Here is a 16124-nt window from a genome sequence, read left to right as displayed (position 1 = left end):
GTCTTCCCCGGGCTCAGCCCTGGCCGGCCATCCGGGCGACCTCGCCCGGGACCAGCGCGAGGGCCTCGTCCAACCGGGTGGCGTCGGAGCCGCCGCCCTGGGCGACGTCAGCCTTGCCGCCACCACGCCCGCCGATCAGCTCGCCGACCGTCCGGACCAGGTCGTTGGCGCTCACCCCGCGCTCGCGGCCGGCGTCGTTGACGGCGGCGACGAGGGCCACCTTGCCGTCCTGCACGCCCGCGACCACCACGGCGCCCGCGCGGTCGAGCCTGCTGCGCACGTCGAGGGCCAGGGTGCGCACGTCGCCGCCACCGATGCCCTCGGCACGGTGCACGACGACCGCCAGGCCGGCGACGTCGACGGCCTGCGCCGCCAGCTGTCCGCCACCGGCGAGGAGCTGGGAGGTGCGCACGCGCTCGAGCTCCTTCTCGGCCGTGCGCAGCCGCTCGGTGAGGTCCTGCACCCGGCCGACGAGATCGTCGGGCTGCGTCTTGAGCAGGCCGGTGAGCTGGGCCACGACGTCGCGCTCGCGAGCGAGGTAGGCGAAGCCCTCCACGCCCGTGAGGGCCTCGATCCGGCGGTTTCCGGACCCGACGCTCGCCTCGCCGGTCACCACGACGGTGCCGATCTGCGAGGCGTGCTCGACGTGGGTGCCGCCGCACAGCTCGCGGGACCACGGCCCGCCGATCTCGACGACCCGCACCTTGGTGTTGTCGTAGGTCTCGCCGAAGAGCGCGATCGCGCCCCACTCCTTGGCCTCCTCGAGGGTCATGTACTGCCAGCCGACGGGGAGGTCGGCACGCAGCGCCTGCTGGGAGACCTGCTCGATGTCACGGACCTGTGCGGGGCTCAGCGCCTGCGTCCAGCCGAAGTCGAGGCGGAGGTAGCCGGGCCGGTTGTAGGAGCCGGACTGCAGGGCGGTGGGGCCGAGCACCTCGCGCAGGGCCGCGTGCACGACGTGGGTGCCCGAGTGCGCCTGCCGGGCACCGGTGCGCCACTCGGGGTCGACCCGCGCGTGCAGCAGCGCGTCGGGGCCGAGCTCGCCCTCCACGACGCGCACCTGGTGGACCACCAGGCCACGCACCGGCCGCTGGACGTCGAGCACCTCGAGCCGGCCACCCTCGAAGTCGATGGTGCCCGCGTCCGCGACCTGTCCGCCGGACTCGGCGTAGAACGGGGTGCGGTCGAGCACGAGCTCGCCGACCTGGCCCTCGGCGAGGGACGGCACGGCGGCGGCACCGCTGAGCAGGGCCAGGGCCCGCGACTCGGTCTCGAGGGTCTCGTAGGCCAGCCAGTCGGTGGGACCGTGCGCGTCCAGGATGCCCCGGTAGACGGCGGTGTCGGTGTGGGCGCCCTTCTTGGCGCGCGCGTCGGCCTTGGCCCGCTCGCGCTGCTCGGCCATGAGGCCACGGAAGCCCACCTCGTCGACCGTGAGGCCCTGCTCGGCGGCCATCTCCAGGGTCAGGTCGATCGGGAAGCCGTAGGTGTCGTGGAGTGAGAAGGCCCGCTCTCCGGAGAGGCTCGTGCCACCGGTCTTCTTCACCTCGGTCGCCGCGAGGTCGAAGATCTGGGTGCCGGCCTGGAGCGTCTTGCGGAACGTCTCCTCCTCGCCGTACGCCACCCGGGCGATGCGCTCCCAGTCACGGGTGAGGTCGGTGTAGGTCTCGGCCATCTTGTCGCGGCTGACCGGCATCAGCTCGGGCAGTGCCGGGTCGTCGTACCCCAGCAGGCGCATGGAGCGCACGGCGCGACGCAGCAGGCGACGCAGTACGTAGCCACGGCCCTCGTTGCCCGGCGTCACCCCGTCGCCGATGAGCATCATCGAGGAGCGGACGTGGTCGGCGACGACCCGGAACCGGACGTCGTCCTCGTGGTCGGCGCCGTAGCGCTTGCCGCTGAGCTCCATGGCGCGCTCGATGACGGGGAACATGACGTCGATCTCGTACATGTTCTCCTTGTCCTGCAGGAGGTACGCGACGCGCTCGAGGCCCATGCCGGTGTCGATGTTCTTCTTCGGCAGCGAGCCGACGATGTCGAAGTCCTCCTTGGACCGGACCGCCGAGAGCTCGTCCTGCATGAAGACGAGGTTCCAGATCTCGAGGTAGCGGTCCTCGAGCTTCTCCGGCATCGACAGCCGGGTGGTGGTCGCGAACTCGCCGTCGGGACCGTACTTCTCACCGCGGTCGTAGAGGATCTCCGAGCACGGGCCGCCGGGGCCGGGGACGCCCATCGACCAGTAGTTCTCCCGCGGGCCGAGCTTGACGATGCGCTCGGAGGGGAGGCCGGTGACCTTCATCCACAGCGCGAGGGCCTCGTCGTCACCCTGCAGGATGCTCGGCCACAGCCGGTCCTCCTCCAGCCCGAACCCACCGTCGGCGTGGGACTTGGTCACCAGGTCCCACGCCAGCTCGATGGCGCCCTCCTTGAAGTAGTCGCCGAAGGAGAAGTTGCCGCACATCTCGAAGAAGGTGCCGTGGCGCGTGGTCTTGCCGACGTCCTCGATGTCGGGGGTGCGCACGCACTTCTGGACGCTGGTCGCCCGGCGGTAGGGCGGCGTCTCCTGGCCGAGGAAGTAGGGCTTGAACGGCACCATGCCGGCGGGCACGAAGAGCAGGTTGGGGTCGTCGGCCAGCAGGCTCGCCGACGGCACCGCGGTGTGACCGGCGGCCTCGAAGTGCGAGACGAAGCGGCGGCGGATCTGGGACGTGTCCATCAGCTGGGTTCCTCTGGGTCGTTCAGGGGGGTGTCGGCCCGGGGGCCGGTGGTCGGTGTGGGTGCGGGGCCGGCCAGCTCGGGCAGGCCGTGGGGCACCAGGCCGAGGCGCTGGCGGAGCTCGGTCTCCTTCTCGGCCTGCCCGGCGGCGACCTCGTCGCGGAACATCCGCGCGCCGACGGCGAGGCCGTTGAGCCGGTCGCGGAGCCCGTCGGCGGTGAGGGACTCGGCCGCCCTGCGGGCGCGGGTCAGGGCGTAGGCACCTGCTCCCGCTCCGGCGACGAACCAGAACGTCCTGGCCATCAGGCAGCGTCCCCCTCGTCGCCCCGTTCGGCCGTCTGTGCCTGCGTCCGGGCCCGCTCGCGGGCCTGCATGTCGCGCAGCGCCGCCTTGAGGTCGGCGCGGCGCTGCTTGCGCGAGCGCCTGGTCTCCTGACGCACCTCGAACCGGATGCGGTTGCGAGCCTCGGGGGCCAGCGCCCGGCGCAGGCCGTGGGCCAGGCCCGCCGCCTTGATGACGCTCTCCCGGGCCACGATGTCCGCGAACAGCGCGCCGTCGATGCGGCCCTCCACGACGCGGGACGTCTCGGGCTCCCCCGGCCCGTCGTCCGCGACGGCGGTGATGACGTACGACGCCGGCTCGTCGCGGGGCTCCGGCACGCGGGCCGCCTGCAGGGCACCGACCGTGGCCTCGAGAGCGGCCACCCGCTCGGCCAGGTCGGCCCGGGAGCGCGACGAGCGGCGTACGACGGTGGCGAGGACGAGCACGGTGAGGAGCAGGAGCAGCGCCACGGCGCCTCCTGCTGCCAGCCAGATCTGCTCGGAGCTCACCCGCCGACCCTATCGTCCGCGCACGAGCCGCCGGATGCGCTCCCACCGCTCCTTGACCGCGGCCTCCGCGCCCAGCGCGGTGGGGCGGTAGTAGCGGGCGTCCTGGACGACGTCCGGGGCGTACTGCTGCTCCGCGAGGCCGAAGGGCTCGTCGTGGGGATAGACGTACGTCGAGCCGTGGCCGATCTTCTTGGCCCCGGAGTAGTGCGCGTCCCTCAGGTGCGGCGGGACCTGGCCGATCTTCCCCGCCCGTACGTCGGCGCTCGCCGCGTCCACCGCCACGGTGACCGCGTTGGACTTGGGCGCCACGGCGAGCGCGATCGTGGCCTGCGCGAGGTTGAGCCGCGCCTCCGGCATGCCGATGAGCTGCACGGCCTGGGCGGCGGCGACGGCGGTGGTCAGCGCCGTGGGGTCGGCCAGGCCGATGTCCTCGCTGGCCGAGATGACGAGCCGTCGGGCGATGAAGCGGGGGTCCTCCCCCGCCTCCATCATCCGGGCGAGGTAGTGCAGGGCGGCGTCCGCGTCGGAGCCCCGGATCGACTTGATGAAGGCACTGATGACGTCGTAGTGCTGGTCGCCCTGCCGGTCGTAGCGCACCGCGGCCTGGTCGACCGCGGTCTCGGCGGTCGGCAGGTCGATGTGCGTCCCCGCCGCGGCGCCGGCGGCCGCCTCGAGGTAGGTCAGCACGCGGCGCGCGTCACCGCCGGCGAGCCGCACGAGGTGGTCCCGGGCGTCGTCGTCGAGCGTGTAGGCGCCGTCCAGCCCGCGCTCGTCCGCCAGGGCGTGGTCGACGACGGCCACGATGTCGTCGTCGGTGAGGGACTCGAGGCGCAGCAGCAGGCTGCGCGAGAGCAGCGGTGAGATGACGGAGAAGAAGGGGTTCTCCGTGGTGGCCGCCACGAGCGTGACCCACCGGTTCTCCACCCCGGGGAGCAGCGCGTCCTGCTGGGCCTTGGTGAAGCGGTGCACCTCGTCGACGAACAGCACCGTCTCCTGGCCGCCCCGAGCCAGCTCGGAGCGCGCCGCGTCGATGGCCGCCCGCACCTCCTTGACCCCGGCCGCGACCGCCGAGACCTCGACGAAGCGACGCTGCGTCTGCTGGCTGACGATCGAGGCGATCGTGGTCTTCCCGGTGCCGGGCGGGCCCCAGAGCAGCAGCGACATCGACCTGTCGCCCTCGATCAGCTGCCGCAGCGGCGAGCCGGGCGCTCGCAGCTGCGACTGGCCGACCAGCTCGTCCAGGGTGCGCGGGCGCATCCGCACCGCCAGCGGTGCGGAGGCGTGCGTGTTCGCCGAGAGCGAACCCGTGCCCGGGGCGGGGCCGCCGGCACCGGGTACGTCGAAGAGTCCCTCCACCCCCGAGACACTAATCCGTCCCCGAGCGCCGTCCGGCGTCCCCTCCCGCGGCTGCCATTATTCGGTGTGCGTGCGGGTCGAGGTCATCATCGACTCCTCCACGAAGTGGCAGGCCGACGGGTGGGTGCCGCTGAGGTCCGGCCGCTCGATGAGCTCGGGCTCGTCCCTGGAGCAGATCGACTGGGCCAGCCAGCACCGGGTGTGGAAGTTGCAGCCGGGCGGCGGGTCGGCCGGCGAAGGTACGTCCCCCTCGAGCTTGATCTGGCCGCGGCTGCCGCGCAGGCTCGGGTCCGGCACCGGGACTGCCGAGAGCAGCGCCTGCGTGTAGGGGTGGGTCGGCCGCTCGTAGATCTCCTCGTCGGTGCCGACCTCCACGATCTTGCCGAGGTACATCACCGCGACGCGGTCGGAGATGTGCCGCACCACCGACAGGTCGTGGGCGATGAAGACGTAGGCGAGGCCCAGCTCGTCCTGAAGCTTGTCCATCACGTTGATGACCTGCGCCTGGACCGAGACGTCGAGCGCCGAGACCGGCTCGTCGCACACCAGGACCTTGGGGTTCAGCGCGATGCCCCGGGCGATGCCGATGCGCTGGCGCTGGCCGCCGGAGAACTGGTGGGGGTAGCGGTTCACGTGCTCGGGGCTGAGCCCGACCATCTCCATCAGCTCCCGGACCCGTGCGCTCCGCCCGCCCTTGGGCACGGCGTCGGGATGGATCTCGAACGGCTCGCCGATGATGTCGGCGACCGTCTTGCGCGGGTTGAGCGAGGTGTAGGGGTCCTGGAAGACGATCTGGATGTCGCGGCGGATCCGGCGCATGTCGCGACGGTTCTGCTCGTAGACGTTGACGCCGTCGAAGTGCAGCACGCCCTCGGTCGGCTCCTCGAGGCGCATGAGCAACCGGCCCAGGCTGGACTTCCCGCACCCCGACTCGCCGACCACGCCCAGCGTCTCACCGGCGCGGAGCTCGAACGAGACCCCGTCGACCGCCCTGACGTGCCCGACCGTACGACGCAGCACGCCACTGCGGATCGGGTAGTACTTCTTGAGTCCCTCCGCCCGCAGGATCACCTCACTCATCCAGCACCTCCTCCGCGAAGTGGCACTTGCTCCTCCGACCGGGGCGCACCTCGCGCAGCGCCGGCTCGTCGACCCGGCAGACGTCGCGCACCCGGTGGCAGCGGGGGTGGAACGGGCAGCCCTCCGGCATCCGCAGGAGGTTGGGGGGCAGCCCCTTGATGGCGAAGAGCTCCTCCCCCTTCATGTCCAGGCGCGGGATCGACTGCAGAAGGCCCTCCGTGTAGGGGTGCCCGGGGCGGCGGTACAGGTCGTGCACACCGGCGCTCTCGACGATAGATCCGGCGTACATGACCGCGATCCGGTCCGCGATGTCGGCGACGACGCCGAGGTCGTGCGTGATGAGGATCAGGCTCATGCCGGACTCCTCGCGGAGCTGCCCGAGCAGGTCCATGACCTGAGCCTGGACGGTGACGTCGAGGGCCGTCGTCGGCTCGTCGGCGATCAGGATCGAGGGCTCGAGGGCGATCGCCATCGCGATCATGATGCGCTGCCGCATGCCCCCGGAGAACTGGTGCGGATAGGCGTTGACGCGCTGCTTCGCGGCGGGGATGTTGACCCGTTCCATCAGCCGGACCGCTGCCGATCGGGCGTCGGACCGGTTGAGGCCGCGGTGCACCCGGAACATCTCACCGATCTGCCACCCGACGGGGAACACCGGGTTCAGCGAGGACAGCGCGTCCTGGAAGATCATGGCGATGCCCGGTCCGCGAACCGCTCGGCGCTCCTCGTCCGGCATGGTCAGCAGGTCTTGGCCGCGGAAGAGGATCCGCCCCGTCGGGATGGCGGCGGGCGGCATGTCGAGGATGCCCATGATCGCCTGGGCGGTGACGGACTTGCCGGACCCCGACTCCCCGAGGACGGCAAGGGTCTCGCCCGCGTCGAGGTGCAGGTCGACCCCGTTGATCGCGTGCGCGACACCGTCGCGGGTGTGGAAGTCGACGTGCAGGTCCTCGACCTGCAACAGGTGACCCTCGGCCTCCGGGGGGCGGTCGGACAGCTGGAGGGGGGACGAGTCGCTCACGGTCTTCTCCTCCTCAGCGTGACTTCGGGTCGAAGGCGTCACGCACGGCGTCGCCGAGCATGATGAAGGCGAGCACGGCCAGGCTCAGGAACGCCGCCGGGAACAGCAGCACGTGCGGTGCCGAGCGCATGGCCACGAGGGCGTCCGAGATCATCACCCCCCACGAGATGGTCGGCGGCTGGAGGCCGATGCCGAGGAAGGAGAGCGTTGCCTCGGCAGAGATGTAGACCCCCAGGTTGATGGTCGACACGACGATCACCGGGGCGATCGCGTTGGGCAGGATGTGGGAGGTCACGATGCGCCAGGGTGAGCCACCGAGCGCGCGGGCAGCCTGGACGTAGTCGTTCGGCCGGACCTGCATCACCGACGAGCGCATCAGCCGGAAGATGGTGGGCCAGCCGAGGATCCAGAACACGAGCACCACCTTGAACACGATGACGAAGTACTCGTCCGAGGGCGGCAGGGCGGTCAGGATGACAACGGCGCCGAGGATCAGCGGCAGGGCGAAGAAGATCTCGGCGACCCGGCCGACGACCGCGTCGGTCGCGCCCGAGGCATAGCCGGCCAGGAGGCCGAAGATCGTGCCGATGATCGCGGTGCCTGCCGCAGCGAAGACCCCGACCAGGATCGAAGCCCGTGCGCCGTAGATGCAGCGCGCGTAGAGGTCGTAGCCCTGGACGTCGCGACCGAACCAGTTCTCGCTGCTCGGCGGGGTGCGTGCCTCGGACAACACCGTCTCGCGGGGGGAGGTGTTGGTGAACAGTCCCGGCGCGATCGCCATTACGACGAACAACACGATCAGCGCGGCGGAGATCCAGAAGAGTGGGTTGCGGCGCAGGTCGTGCCACGCGTCGGCGCGCAGGGAGCGAACGCCCTCGGACCTGGAGGACCCCTTCCTCTCGTCCACGACCTCGAATGCCTTGAGGTCGTCAGTCATGGGAGATCCTCGGGTCCAGCAGTCCGTAGAGGAGGTCGACGACGAGATTGGCGAAAAGGTACACCAGGATCAGCGCGGTCACGGCGCCCACCACCACGACGCCGTCGCGGTCGTTGATGGCGCGGTAGATGTAGTTGCCCACCCCCGGGATGTTGAAGATGCCCTCGATGACGATGGTCCCACCCATCAGGGCCCCGAGGTCGTAGCCGAGGAAGGTGACCACCGGGATCAGCGAGTTCCGCAGCGTGTGCACCCCCACCACCCGGGACTGCGGCAGACCCTTGGCGCGCGCGGTGCGTACGTAGTCGGAGCCGAGGTTCTCCGACAGGTTCGTGCGCATCAGCCGCGCCAGGTAGGCCAGCGACACGGATGCCAGCACGAAGGCAGGCAGCAGGAGGGCGTAGAAGGAGGTGTCCGAGCCGACCGTCACGGGGAACAGCTCCCACCTGATACCGAGGTAGAGCTGCAGCACCGAGGCGGTGACGAAGAGAGGCAGCGCGATCACCGCCAACGTGCTCACCAGCACCACGTTGTCGATGAACCCTCCCTTCTTCAGGGCCGCCAGCACGCCCGCCAGGATGCCGATGACGGCCTCGATCCCAAGCGCCATGAGTCCGAGCTTGGCTGTCACCACGAAGCGCTCGGAGAGCTCCTCGCTGACCGGCACCCCGTAGTAGCTCTCCCCGAAGTCACCCTGGACGACGCCGGCCATGTACTTGCCGTACTGCACCAGCAACGGGTCGTTGAGGTTGTACTCCTCCTCGAACTGCGCAACGTAGGCGTCCGGGCACGGTCGGTCGCCGCACTTGCCCGCGGTGGGGTCACCCGGCAGGGAGAAGACCATCCAGTAGATGAGGAACGTGGCGCCGATGATCACCGGGATCATCTGCAGCAGGCGCCGCACCGTGAACTTGAACACTTGTCCTCCGGACCCTGTGACGGTCCCCGGACCCACGTGCCGCGGGCCGGGCCGGGAGTGGCTGCTCGCTGGGGGCGGTCACCGGGGTGGCCGCCCCCTCCGGAGTCAGTTCAGGCTGATGGCGGCGTAGTCGGGGACACCGAAGGCATTGAGCTCGACCCCGCTGACCCGGTCGGACCACCCCACCTGGCCCGTGGTGAACCACAGCGGGATGATGCGCATGTCCTCGGCCAGCAGCCGCTCGGCCTCCTGGTAGAGCAGGTTGGCCTCTTCGACCGACGGAGCCGCCGCGGCCTCCCGGTTGAGTCGCTCGAAGTCCGCGTTGTCGAAGCTGTAGTAGTTCGAGGACGCCCCCTTGGAGTAGAGCGGGACCAGGAAGTTCTCGATCGACGGGTAGTCCATCTGCCAGCCCTGGCGGAACAGGCCGTCGATCTCCTTGTCCCCGAGCTGGGTCAGGAAGGTGGCGAAGTCGACCACGGGACGCGGGTTGCACTCCACGTCGAGTGCCTGACGGATCGAGTTGCACACCGCCTCGGTCCAGGGACCGTGGTCGCTGTCGGCGTTGTAGGTCAGCGTCAGCCCACCCTGGATGCCGCCCGCCTCCTCCCACATGGCCTTCGCGGCCTCGGGGTCGTAGGTGCAGTTGTCACCGCACTGTCCCTCGACGTAGCCGTCGACGACCGGGGAGACCCACCCGTCGGCCGGCGCCGCGGCACCGGCGAAGATCTGCTCCGTGATCGTCTCCCGGTCGATCGCCATCGAGATGGCCGTGCGCAGGGCGGGGTCGTCGAGGCGCTTGTCGACGGTCGGGTCCATGCCCATGGTCGAGATCACACCCTGTTCGCGCTCGGTGCCCCGGTCCTGCAGGTCGGAGAGCCAGATGTCGTCCTGGAGCACGTTGACCGGGATGTCGTCGGTCACGTCCAGGTTGCCGGCCACCACGTCGGCGTACGCCGCCGACGCGTCGTTGTAGACGCGGAACGTGATCCGGTCGAGGTTGCCCGGGAACTCCCCGGAGTACTCCGGGTTCTTGGTCACGACGATCTGCTCGTTCTGGGTGAACTCCTCGACCATGTAGGGGCCGGCCGAGACCGGCATGGTGCCGAACGCCTCCGGGTCCTCGAAGAAGGACTCCGGGTAGGGCGCGAACGCCGTGTAGCCCAGCCGGACAGGGAGGTTGGACACCTGCTCCGTCGTCTGGATGGTGAAGGTCAGGTCGTCGACGACCTCGAGTCCACTCATCTCCTCGGCCTTGGGCTGGCTGCCCTGGCCGGCGCACGGGTCCTCACCGTCACCCGTGCACTGCAGGTCGGCGTACCCGGCGATCGGTGCGAAGAAGTAGCTGGACTGGTAGCCGTTGGGGCCGTAGGCGTTGTAGTTCCACGCGTCGACGAAGCTGGACGCGGTCACCTGGGTGCCGTCGGAGAACATGTAGTCGTCCTTGAGGGTGACCGTGAAGTTCTGGTTGTCCTCGGTCTCGATGGACTCCGCGATGTCGTTCTGCGGCGCCGCGTCCTCGGTGGCGTACTTGATCAGCTTGGCCGTTGTCACGTCCAGGACGTTGCCACCGCAGGTCTCCGCCGTGTTGCCCGGGACCAGCGGGTTCTCGGGGTTGCAGCCGCGGACCGTGATCTCGCCGCCCGTCTGCTCGCCGCTCTCGGACTGGCCGCCTCCCCCGTCGTCGTCGTCCCCGCCGCACGCCGCGAGCGCAGCCGAGGCGACGAGGAGGGCGGAAGCCAGAGTGAGGGACCTTCGGACGCGTCGCATCATCCATCTCCTTGCGTGAGTGGGCGGACCCCGAGAGGGTGAACCTCACTTGGAGAGTATGTGACGCATCACACACCGGCGATCACGCCGGAGTAACGATCCGGCCACGCGACGGCGGCGTGCGGTCGACAGGTCTCTTGCTCAGCCAGCGGCCCCCGAGGTCATCTGGCGGCTCTTCACGTCGAACCACTCCTTCTCGTACCCCGGACCGCTCGTGAGCGGCGTGGCGGCCGGACCGGAGGAGGTCGGGCTGCCGTGATCGTCCACGCCGAGCAGCCCGGCGGTCACCGGCGCGACGGGGTGCTGGCCCAGCTCCCCGGCGAAGTGGCACGCCACCTTGTGCCGCGGACCGATCTGGAGCAGCGGAGGCTCGACCTTCGCGCAGATCTCTTGCGCCAGCGAGCACCGGGTGCGGAAACGGCAGCCGGACGGCGGGTTGATCGGGCTGGGCACGTCGCCCTCGAGCCGGATGCGCTCACGCCGGCCACCGATGGCGGCCTGCTTGACGTCCGGCACCGCGGACAGGAGCGCCTGCGTGTAGGGGTGGTAGGGCTTGGAGTAGAGCGTCTCGCGGTCCGCGATCTCCACGATCTTGCCGAGGTACATCACCGCCACCTCGGGGCAGAAGTGACGCACGACCGCGAGGTCGTGGGCGATGAACAGGAACGCGATGTCGAATTCCTTCTGCAGGTCCTGCAGGAGGTTGATGACCTGCGCCTGGATCGACACGTCGAGCGCCGAGACCGGCTCGTCGGCCACGAGCAGCTTGGGGTTGAGCGTGAGGGCGCGGGCGATGCCGATGCGCTGGCGCTGCCCGCCGGAGAACTCGTTGGGGTAGCGGTTGTAGTGCTCGGGGTTGAGGCCGACGACCTCGAGGAGCTCCTGGACGCGGGACAGGATCTTGTTCTTCGGCACCACGCCGTGGACCGCGAGCGGGGCACCGACGATCGCGCCCACGGTGTGCCGCGGGTTGAGCGAGGTGTAGGGGTCCTGGAAGATCATCTGCACGTCGCGGCGCAGCGGCTTCATCTCGCGGTTGGAGAGCTTGGCGAGGTCCTGGCCCTCGAACATCATCGAGCCGCCGGTGGGCTGGTAGAGCCGCGTGATGAGGCGTCCGGTCGTGGACTTGCCGCAACCCGACTCCCCCACCAGGCCGAGCGAGCCGCCCTTGGGCACCTGGAAGGAGATCCCGTCCACCGCCTGCACGTGACCGATGGTCCGGCGCACCAGGCCCGACGACTTCACCGGGAAGTACATCTTGAGGTCCTCGACCTCGAGCACGGCCGGCGCGTCGGGGTCGAGCCTGCTGGCGACGTGGCCGTCCACGGCGTGCGGCGTGATGACCTCGTGGTCGCTGTAGGCGTCGTGCGGCTCGGTCATCACGGCACGGTCGCCAGCCTCGGCGGCGTTGGCGCCCACCTCGGTGGGCGCCACCTGGGCCTCGACGTTGGGGTCCTGGGTCATCGGTTCTCCTCGACCAGGTCGGGGGCGATCTCCGGGAGGATCTCGGTCCGGTAGATCATCTCGGGGTCGGCAAGGTGGCAGCGCTTCACGTGGTCGACGCCCGAGGCCGGGGTCAGGTCCGGCAGCTGGGTGGAGCACAGGTCGCCGGGCACCTTGTCGGTGTGGGCGCAGCGGGGGTGGAACGAGCAGCCGGACGGCGGGGAGAGCAGGCTCGGCGGGTTGCCCGGGATGGGGATCAACCGGGCGTCCGTGCTGGCCGTCACGTCCGGGATGCTGGAGAGCAGGCCCCAGGTGTAGGGCATCTCGGGAGTCGTGAGGATCTGCTTGGCGGTGCCGTACTCGACCGCGCGGCCGGCGTACATCACCAGCACGTCGTCGGCCATCTCGGCGATGACGCCGAGGTCGTGGGTGATGATGATGACCGCGGAGTTGAACTCCCGCTGCAGGTCCTGGAGCAGGTCGAGGATCTGCGCCTGGACGGTCACGTCCAGGGCGGTGGTCGGCTCGTCGGCGATCAGCAGCGACGGGTCGTTGACGAGGCCCATCGCGATCATGGCGCGCTGCCGCATGCCGCCGGAGAACTGGTGCGGGAAGTCGTCCACGCGGCGGTCGGGCTGAGGGATCCCGACGCGGTCGAGCATCTCCACGGCCTTGCGGCGCGCGTCGCGCTTGGAGGCGCTGGGGTGGTGCACGAGGTAGGCCTCGGAGAGCTGGTCGCCGATCTTGTAGAACGGGTGCAGCGCCGCGAGGGCGTCCTGGAAGATCATCGACATCGCGTTGCCGCGGAGCTTTCGCATCCGGCTCTCGGACAGGCCCACGACCTCGGTGCCGGCCACGCGGATGGAACCGGTGATCTTGCTGGACTTGGCGTCGTGGAGGCCGAGCACGGCGAGGCTGGAGACGGACTTGCCCGAGCCGGACTCCCCCACGATGCCGAGGGTCTTGCCCATCTCGACGGTGTAGCTGAGGCCCTTGACGGCCGTCACCGGTCCGTCCTGGGTCGGGAAGGTCACCGACAGGTCCTCGACGGCGAGGATCGGGCCCTCGCCCTCGGCGTACGTCGCCTCGGTGGCGCGCGTCTGCGCGGGAGTGGTGGTCACGAGAGCCTCACCCTCGGGTCGAGGACGCTGTAGATCACGTCGACGATCAGGTTGGAGATGATCAGGAGCACGGCACTGAAGAGCGCGGTGGCAGCCACCACCGGCAGGTCCTTCTGCTGGACCGCCTGGAGGCTCCAGAAGCCGATGCCGTCGATGTCGAAGATACGTTCGGTGAAGATGGTGCCCGCGAGCAGGATGCCGAAGTCGATACCGAAGATCGTCACGACCGGCACCAGCGCCGCCCGGAGTCCGTGCTTGTAGACCACGGTGCCCTCGCGCAGGCCCTTGGCGCGCGCCGTACGGATGTAGTCCTCGCTCAGGGCCTCGACCATCGCGCCACGCGTGTAACGCGTGTACTGCGTACAGCCGAAGATGCCCAGGGCCACCCAGGCCAGGAACATCCCGCCGAACCACTTCGCCGGGTTCTCCGTGATCGGGAAGTAACCCGTGTCGCTGACGAACGGCGCCTCCCACAGCACCGTGAGGTAGAGCCACGTCAGCAGCGCGAAGAGGTAGTAGGGGATGGAGCTGAGGAACAGGAAGCTCGAGACGAGCGCCTTGTCCGCGACCGTCCCTCGTCGTCGCGCCGCGGCGACGCCGATCGGGATGCCGAAGAGCAGGTAGAGGAAGGCGCCGCCGACGGCCACCGAGATGGTGGCGGGCAGGCGCGAGGCGAGCTCCTCCGAGACCGACTGCTTGGTCAGGTAGGAGACGCCGAGGCAGGGGGCGTCGCACTCGTACGTGGTCGACGCGATCTGGATGTCACGGCCGACGAACACGCCCTTGGCCCACTTGAGGTACTCCTCGTGGACGGGGTTGTTGTAGCCGAGGGTCTTCTCGTAGATCTCGATGCGGTCACCGCAGCGGTTGCTGGTCTCGCGGTCGCAGATGGTCTGGGCCGGGCTCGAGGGTCCGAACCAGAACAGCAGGAAGATCGCGATCGAGACCAGGGTGACGACGAGCGCTCCTGAGATCAACCGCTTGACGAGATACGCGAACATTCGCAACCTCTCCGGGGGTGATGGAAGTTGTGCGGGCTGCCGAGTGGGGGCCCCGGTCTGGGACCCCCACCCGTCAGTTGGTGCTATTGCTGCTGTGAATCCTGTCGTGCGACTACACAGGGTTCATCTGGTGATGAGCGAGCGCGGGGCTCACTGCATCACGTAGACGTCCTTGTAGTTCGGGGCGCCCAGGGCGCCGTCACCCGACGGGTTGCCGATCTTGGAACCGAACACGAAGAGGTCGTTGCGGAACGCGGTCGGGATGATCGGGAAGTAGTCCGTCATGATCTCCTCGTCCAGCTCGCCCCAGGCCTCAGCCTGCTCCTCGAGAGGCATGGTGGCGATCTCGTCCATCTTCTCGTCGATCGCGGGCTCCGAGAAACCGGCGGTGTTGTAGACAGCGTCGGTCTTGAGGAGCGGCGGGATCATGGTCGAGCCGGCGGGCCAGTCCGAGCACCAGTTGACGCCACGCAGGTTGAGCTGCTTGTTCGTCTTGTTGTCGGGGTCGAGCCAGATGTCGTACGGCGAGACCTGGACCGGGATGGCCTTGACCTTGAAGCCGGCCTCCTCGAAGCCCTTGGTCAGCTGCTTCTGACCGGCGACGGCCAGCGGGTCGACCTCGTAGTAGACCATCGTGATCTGGTAGCCCTCCTCGCCAGCCTCGGCGAGCAGCTCCTTGGCCTTCTCCGGGTTGTAGGTGATCTGCTCACCGTCGACCTGGAAGTCCTTCTTGCCGGCCATGCCGGGGGGCATGACGGAGTTGGCCGGGATGCGGGTGACGCCGGGAACCTCGCCCGTCGCGAACCACATGTCCTCGTACGGGTAGGCGTACGCGAGGGCCTTGCGGACGTTGATGTCGGTGATCTTGGTGTAGTCAGGCGTCAGCGTGGAGACACACTGCGACGTCTGCTGCACGAGACGCTCACCCAGGGCCTCGTTGGCCTCGGTGTACTTGTCCGAGCCCAGCGAGGTCGAGATCGCGGTCTGCGAGTCGGTGTTGTCCGACAGCATGATCTGGTCGACCTTGGCCTGGTCCTGGTTGAACTTGAAGACCCACTTGTCGACGTACTGGTGCCGGCCCGGGTCGGACGCGGGGTCCCACTGCTCGTTCTTGACGAGGGTGAGCTCCTGGTTGGGCTGGAAGTCCTCGATCATGTAGGGACCGTTGGACAGCGGGTCCTGGCCGTAGTTCGGCGGCTTGGAGGCGTTGCCGAGCGGAGCCGGGCCCATCGCCATGAAGGCGCCCCAGTAGTCCATGTCCGGGAAGGGCGTCTCCATCTTGATGGTGACGTCCTGGCCGTCGACGGAGATCGCCTCGGACTTCTTGCCCTTGTCGGTGTAAGGACCCTTGTAGTCCTCACCGCCCAGGAAGTAGTGCTTGGAGTACTCCGTGCCGGGACCGGACGGGAAGGTGTCGGAGTCCAGCGAGCGCTCGATGCCCCACGCGACCTCCTCGGCGGTGACGGGCTTGCCGTCCTCCCACTTGGCGTCGTCGCGGATCGTGAAGGTCCACTCGGTGAAGTCCTCGTTGGGCGTGCCCAGGTCGGTCGCCAGGTCGGGGACCAGGAGCGGCTGGCCCTCCTCGTCACGCACGTACTGCGTGAGCGAGCGGTGGGTCAGCGCCTGCTGGATCGAGTTGCCGGTGACGGACCAGCCGTCGGTCGGGTCCAGCGAGTTGGGGCCGGGGTCGCCGGGGAGGTAGACCGTGACGGTCCCGCCGGCGGCGGCGCCCTCGATCTCCTCGGCGGGGCCCTGACGCTCAGCGTCCTTGCTCCCGCCTTCCTGCGCACCGAACTCTCGGTCACTGCCCGAGCCGGAGGACTCGCTCTCCGAGCCCCCGCCGCCACAGGCAGCAAGGGTGAGGAGGGCGGCACCGGCCACGAGCGCGAGCGGCTTGTTCCGCTTCATGCATCCAGCCTTTCTTATCTCTTGATCGT

13 protein-coding genes are annotated in these 16124 nt (G+C 69.3%); all 13 read right to left on the bottom strand.

Annotated features, from left to right (window positions below):
- Window positions 1-13: 13 nt before the first annotated feature.
- Entirely contained in the window at window positions 14-2713 is a 2700-nt protein-coding gene (gene alaS, locus DAI17_RS16180) for an alanine--tRNA ligase (protein ID WP_107774246.1), read from the bottom strand.
- Entirely contained in the window at window positions 2713-3015 is a 303-nt protein-coding gene (locus DAI17_RS16175) for a DUF6167 family protein (protein ID WP_107774245.1), read from the bottom strand. Before DAI17_RS16175 ends, alaS begins: the two co-directional genes overlap by 1 nt.
- Complete coding sequence (locus DAI17_RS16170; protein ID WP_107774244.1) at window positions 3015-3542, bottom strand: hypothetical protein; 528 nt, start codon at window positions 3540-3542, stop codon at window positions 3015-3017. The genes DAI17_RS16175 and DAI17_RS16170 overlap by 1 nt, the downstream gene beginning before the upstream one ends.
- Before the next feature lie 9 nt (window positions 3543-3551).
- Complete coding sequence (locus DAI17_RS16165) at window positions 3552-4898, bottom strand: replication-associated recombination protein A (protein WP_199905165.1); 1347 nt, start codon at window positions 4896-4898, stop codon at window positions 3552-3554.
- A gap of 57 nt (window positions 4899-4955) precedes the next feature.
- Window positions 4956-5978, bottom strand: a complete 1023-nt coding sequence (locus tag DAI17_RS16160) for an ABC transporter ATP-binding protein (RefSeq protein WP_107774243.1) — start codon at window positions 5976-5978, stop codon at window positions 4956-4958.
- On the bottom strand, window positions 5971-6999 hold the full coding sequence (locus tag DAI17_RS16155) for an ABC transporter ATP-binding protein (RefSeq protein ID WP_107774242.1): 1029 nt from the start codon (window positions 6997-6999) through the stop codon (window positions 5971-5973). Before DAI17_RS16155 ends, DAI17_RS16160 begins: the two co-directional genes overlap by 8 nt.
- A 13-nt stretch (window positions 7000-7012) precedes the next feature.
- Window positions 7013-7936 (bottom strand): ABC transporter permease, encoded by a 924-nt coding sequence (locus DAI17_RS16150; RefSeq protein WP_107774241.1) that lies wholly within the window; start codon window positions 7934-7936, stop codon window positions 7013-7015.
- A complete protein-coding gene (locus DAI17_RS16145) occupies window positions 7929-8855 on the bottom strand; it encodes an ABC transporter permease (RefSeq protein WP_107774240.1) in 927 nt (308 codons plus the stop codon). Before DAI17_RS16145 ends, DAI17_RS16150 begins: the two co-directional genes overlap by 8 nt.
- 105 nt (window positions 8856-8960) lie before the next feature.
- Window positions 8961-10622 carry a peptide ABC transporter substrate-binding protein gene (locus tag DAI17_RS16140; protein WP_107774425.1) on the bottom strand — a complete coding sequence of 554 codons (1662 nt, stop codon included), beginning with the start codon at window positions 10620-10622 and terminating at the stop codon, window positions 8961-8963.
- Between the two features lie 141 nt (window positions 10623-10763).
- Window positions 10764-12086 (bottom strand): dipeptide ABC transporter ATP-binding protein, encoded by a 1323-nt coding sequence (locus DAI17_RS16135; RefSeq protein WP_325049879.1) that lies wholly within the window; start codon window positions 12084-12086, stop codon window positions 10764-10766.
- A complete protein-coding gene (locus DAI17_RS16130; protein WP_107774239.1) occupies window positions 12083-13186 on the bottom strand; it encodes an ABC transporter ATP-binding protein in 1104 nt (367 codons plus the stop codon). Before DAI17_RS16130 ends, DAI17_RS16135 begins: the two co-directional genes overlap by 4 nt.
- Window positions 13183-14187: an ABC transporter permease gene (locus tag DAI17_RS16125; RefSeq protein ID WP_107774238.1), complete on the bottom strand. Its 1005-nt coding sequence runs from the start codon at window positions 14185-14187 to the stop codon at window positions 13183-13185. Before DAI17_RS16125 ends, DAI17_RS16130 begins: the two co-directional genes overlap by 4 nt.
- Before the next feature lie 150 nt (window positions 14188-14337).
- Window positions 14338-16095: an ABC transporter substrate-binding protein gene (locus DAI17_RS16120; RefSeq protein WP_107774237.1), complete on the bottom strand. Its 1758-nt coding sequence runs from the start codon at window positions 16093-16095 to the stop codon at window positions 14338-14340.
- Window positions 16096-16124: the final 29 nt, after the last annotated feature.

The sequence above is a fragment of the Nocardioides sediminis genome, assembly GCF_003047295.1.
GTDB classification, from domain to species: Bacteria; Actinomycetota; Actinomycetes; order Propionibacteriales; family Nocardioidaceae; genus Nocardioides; species Nocardioides sediminis.
Note: the sequence above shows the minus strand (reverse complement) of the source record. Positions and strands in the feature narration are given on the sequence as shown.

What these genes read in the sequence shown, in the direction of transcription:
- DAI17_RS16175 (WP_107774245.1), bottom strand. Translation starts at nt 3,015, where the DNA reads ATGGCCAGGACGTTCTGGTTCGTCGCCGGAGCGGGAGCAGGTGCCTAC.
- DAI17_RS16160 (WP_107774243.1), bottom strand. Translation starts at nt 5,978, where the DNA reads ATGAGTGAGGTGATCCTGCGGGCGGAGGGACTCAAGAAGTACTACCCG.
- DAI17_RS16140 (WP_107774425.1), bottom strand. Translation starts at nt 10,622, where the DNA reads ATGCGACGCGTCCGAAGGTCCCTCACTCTGGCTTCCGCCCTCCTCGTC.
- DAI17_RS16135 (WP_325049879.1), bottom strand. Translation starts at nt 12,086, where the DNA reads ATGACCCAGGACCCCAACGTCGAGGCCCAGGTGGCGCCCACCGAGGTG.
- DAI17_RS16125 (WP_107774238.1), bottom strand. Translation starts at nt 14,187, where the DNA reads ATGTTCGCGTATCTCGTCAAGCGGTTGATCTCAGGAGCGCTCGTCGTC.
- DAI17_RS16120 (WP_107774237.1), bottom strand. Translation starts at nt 16,095, where the DNA reads ATGAAGCGGAACAAGCCGCTCGCGCTCGTGGCCGGTGCCGCCCTCCTC.
- alaS (WP_107774246.1), bottom strand. Translation starts at nt 2,713, where the DNA reads ATGGACACGTCCCAGATCCGCCGCCGCTTCGTCTCGCACTTCGAGGCC.
- DAI17_RS16150 (WP_107774241.1), bottom strand. Translation starts at nt 7,936, where the DNA reads ATGACTGACGACCTCAAGGCATTCGAGGTCGTGGACGAGAGGAAGGGG.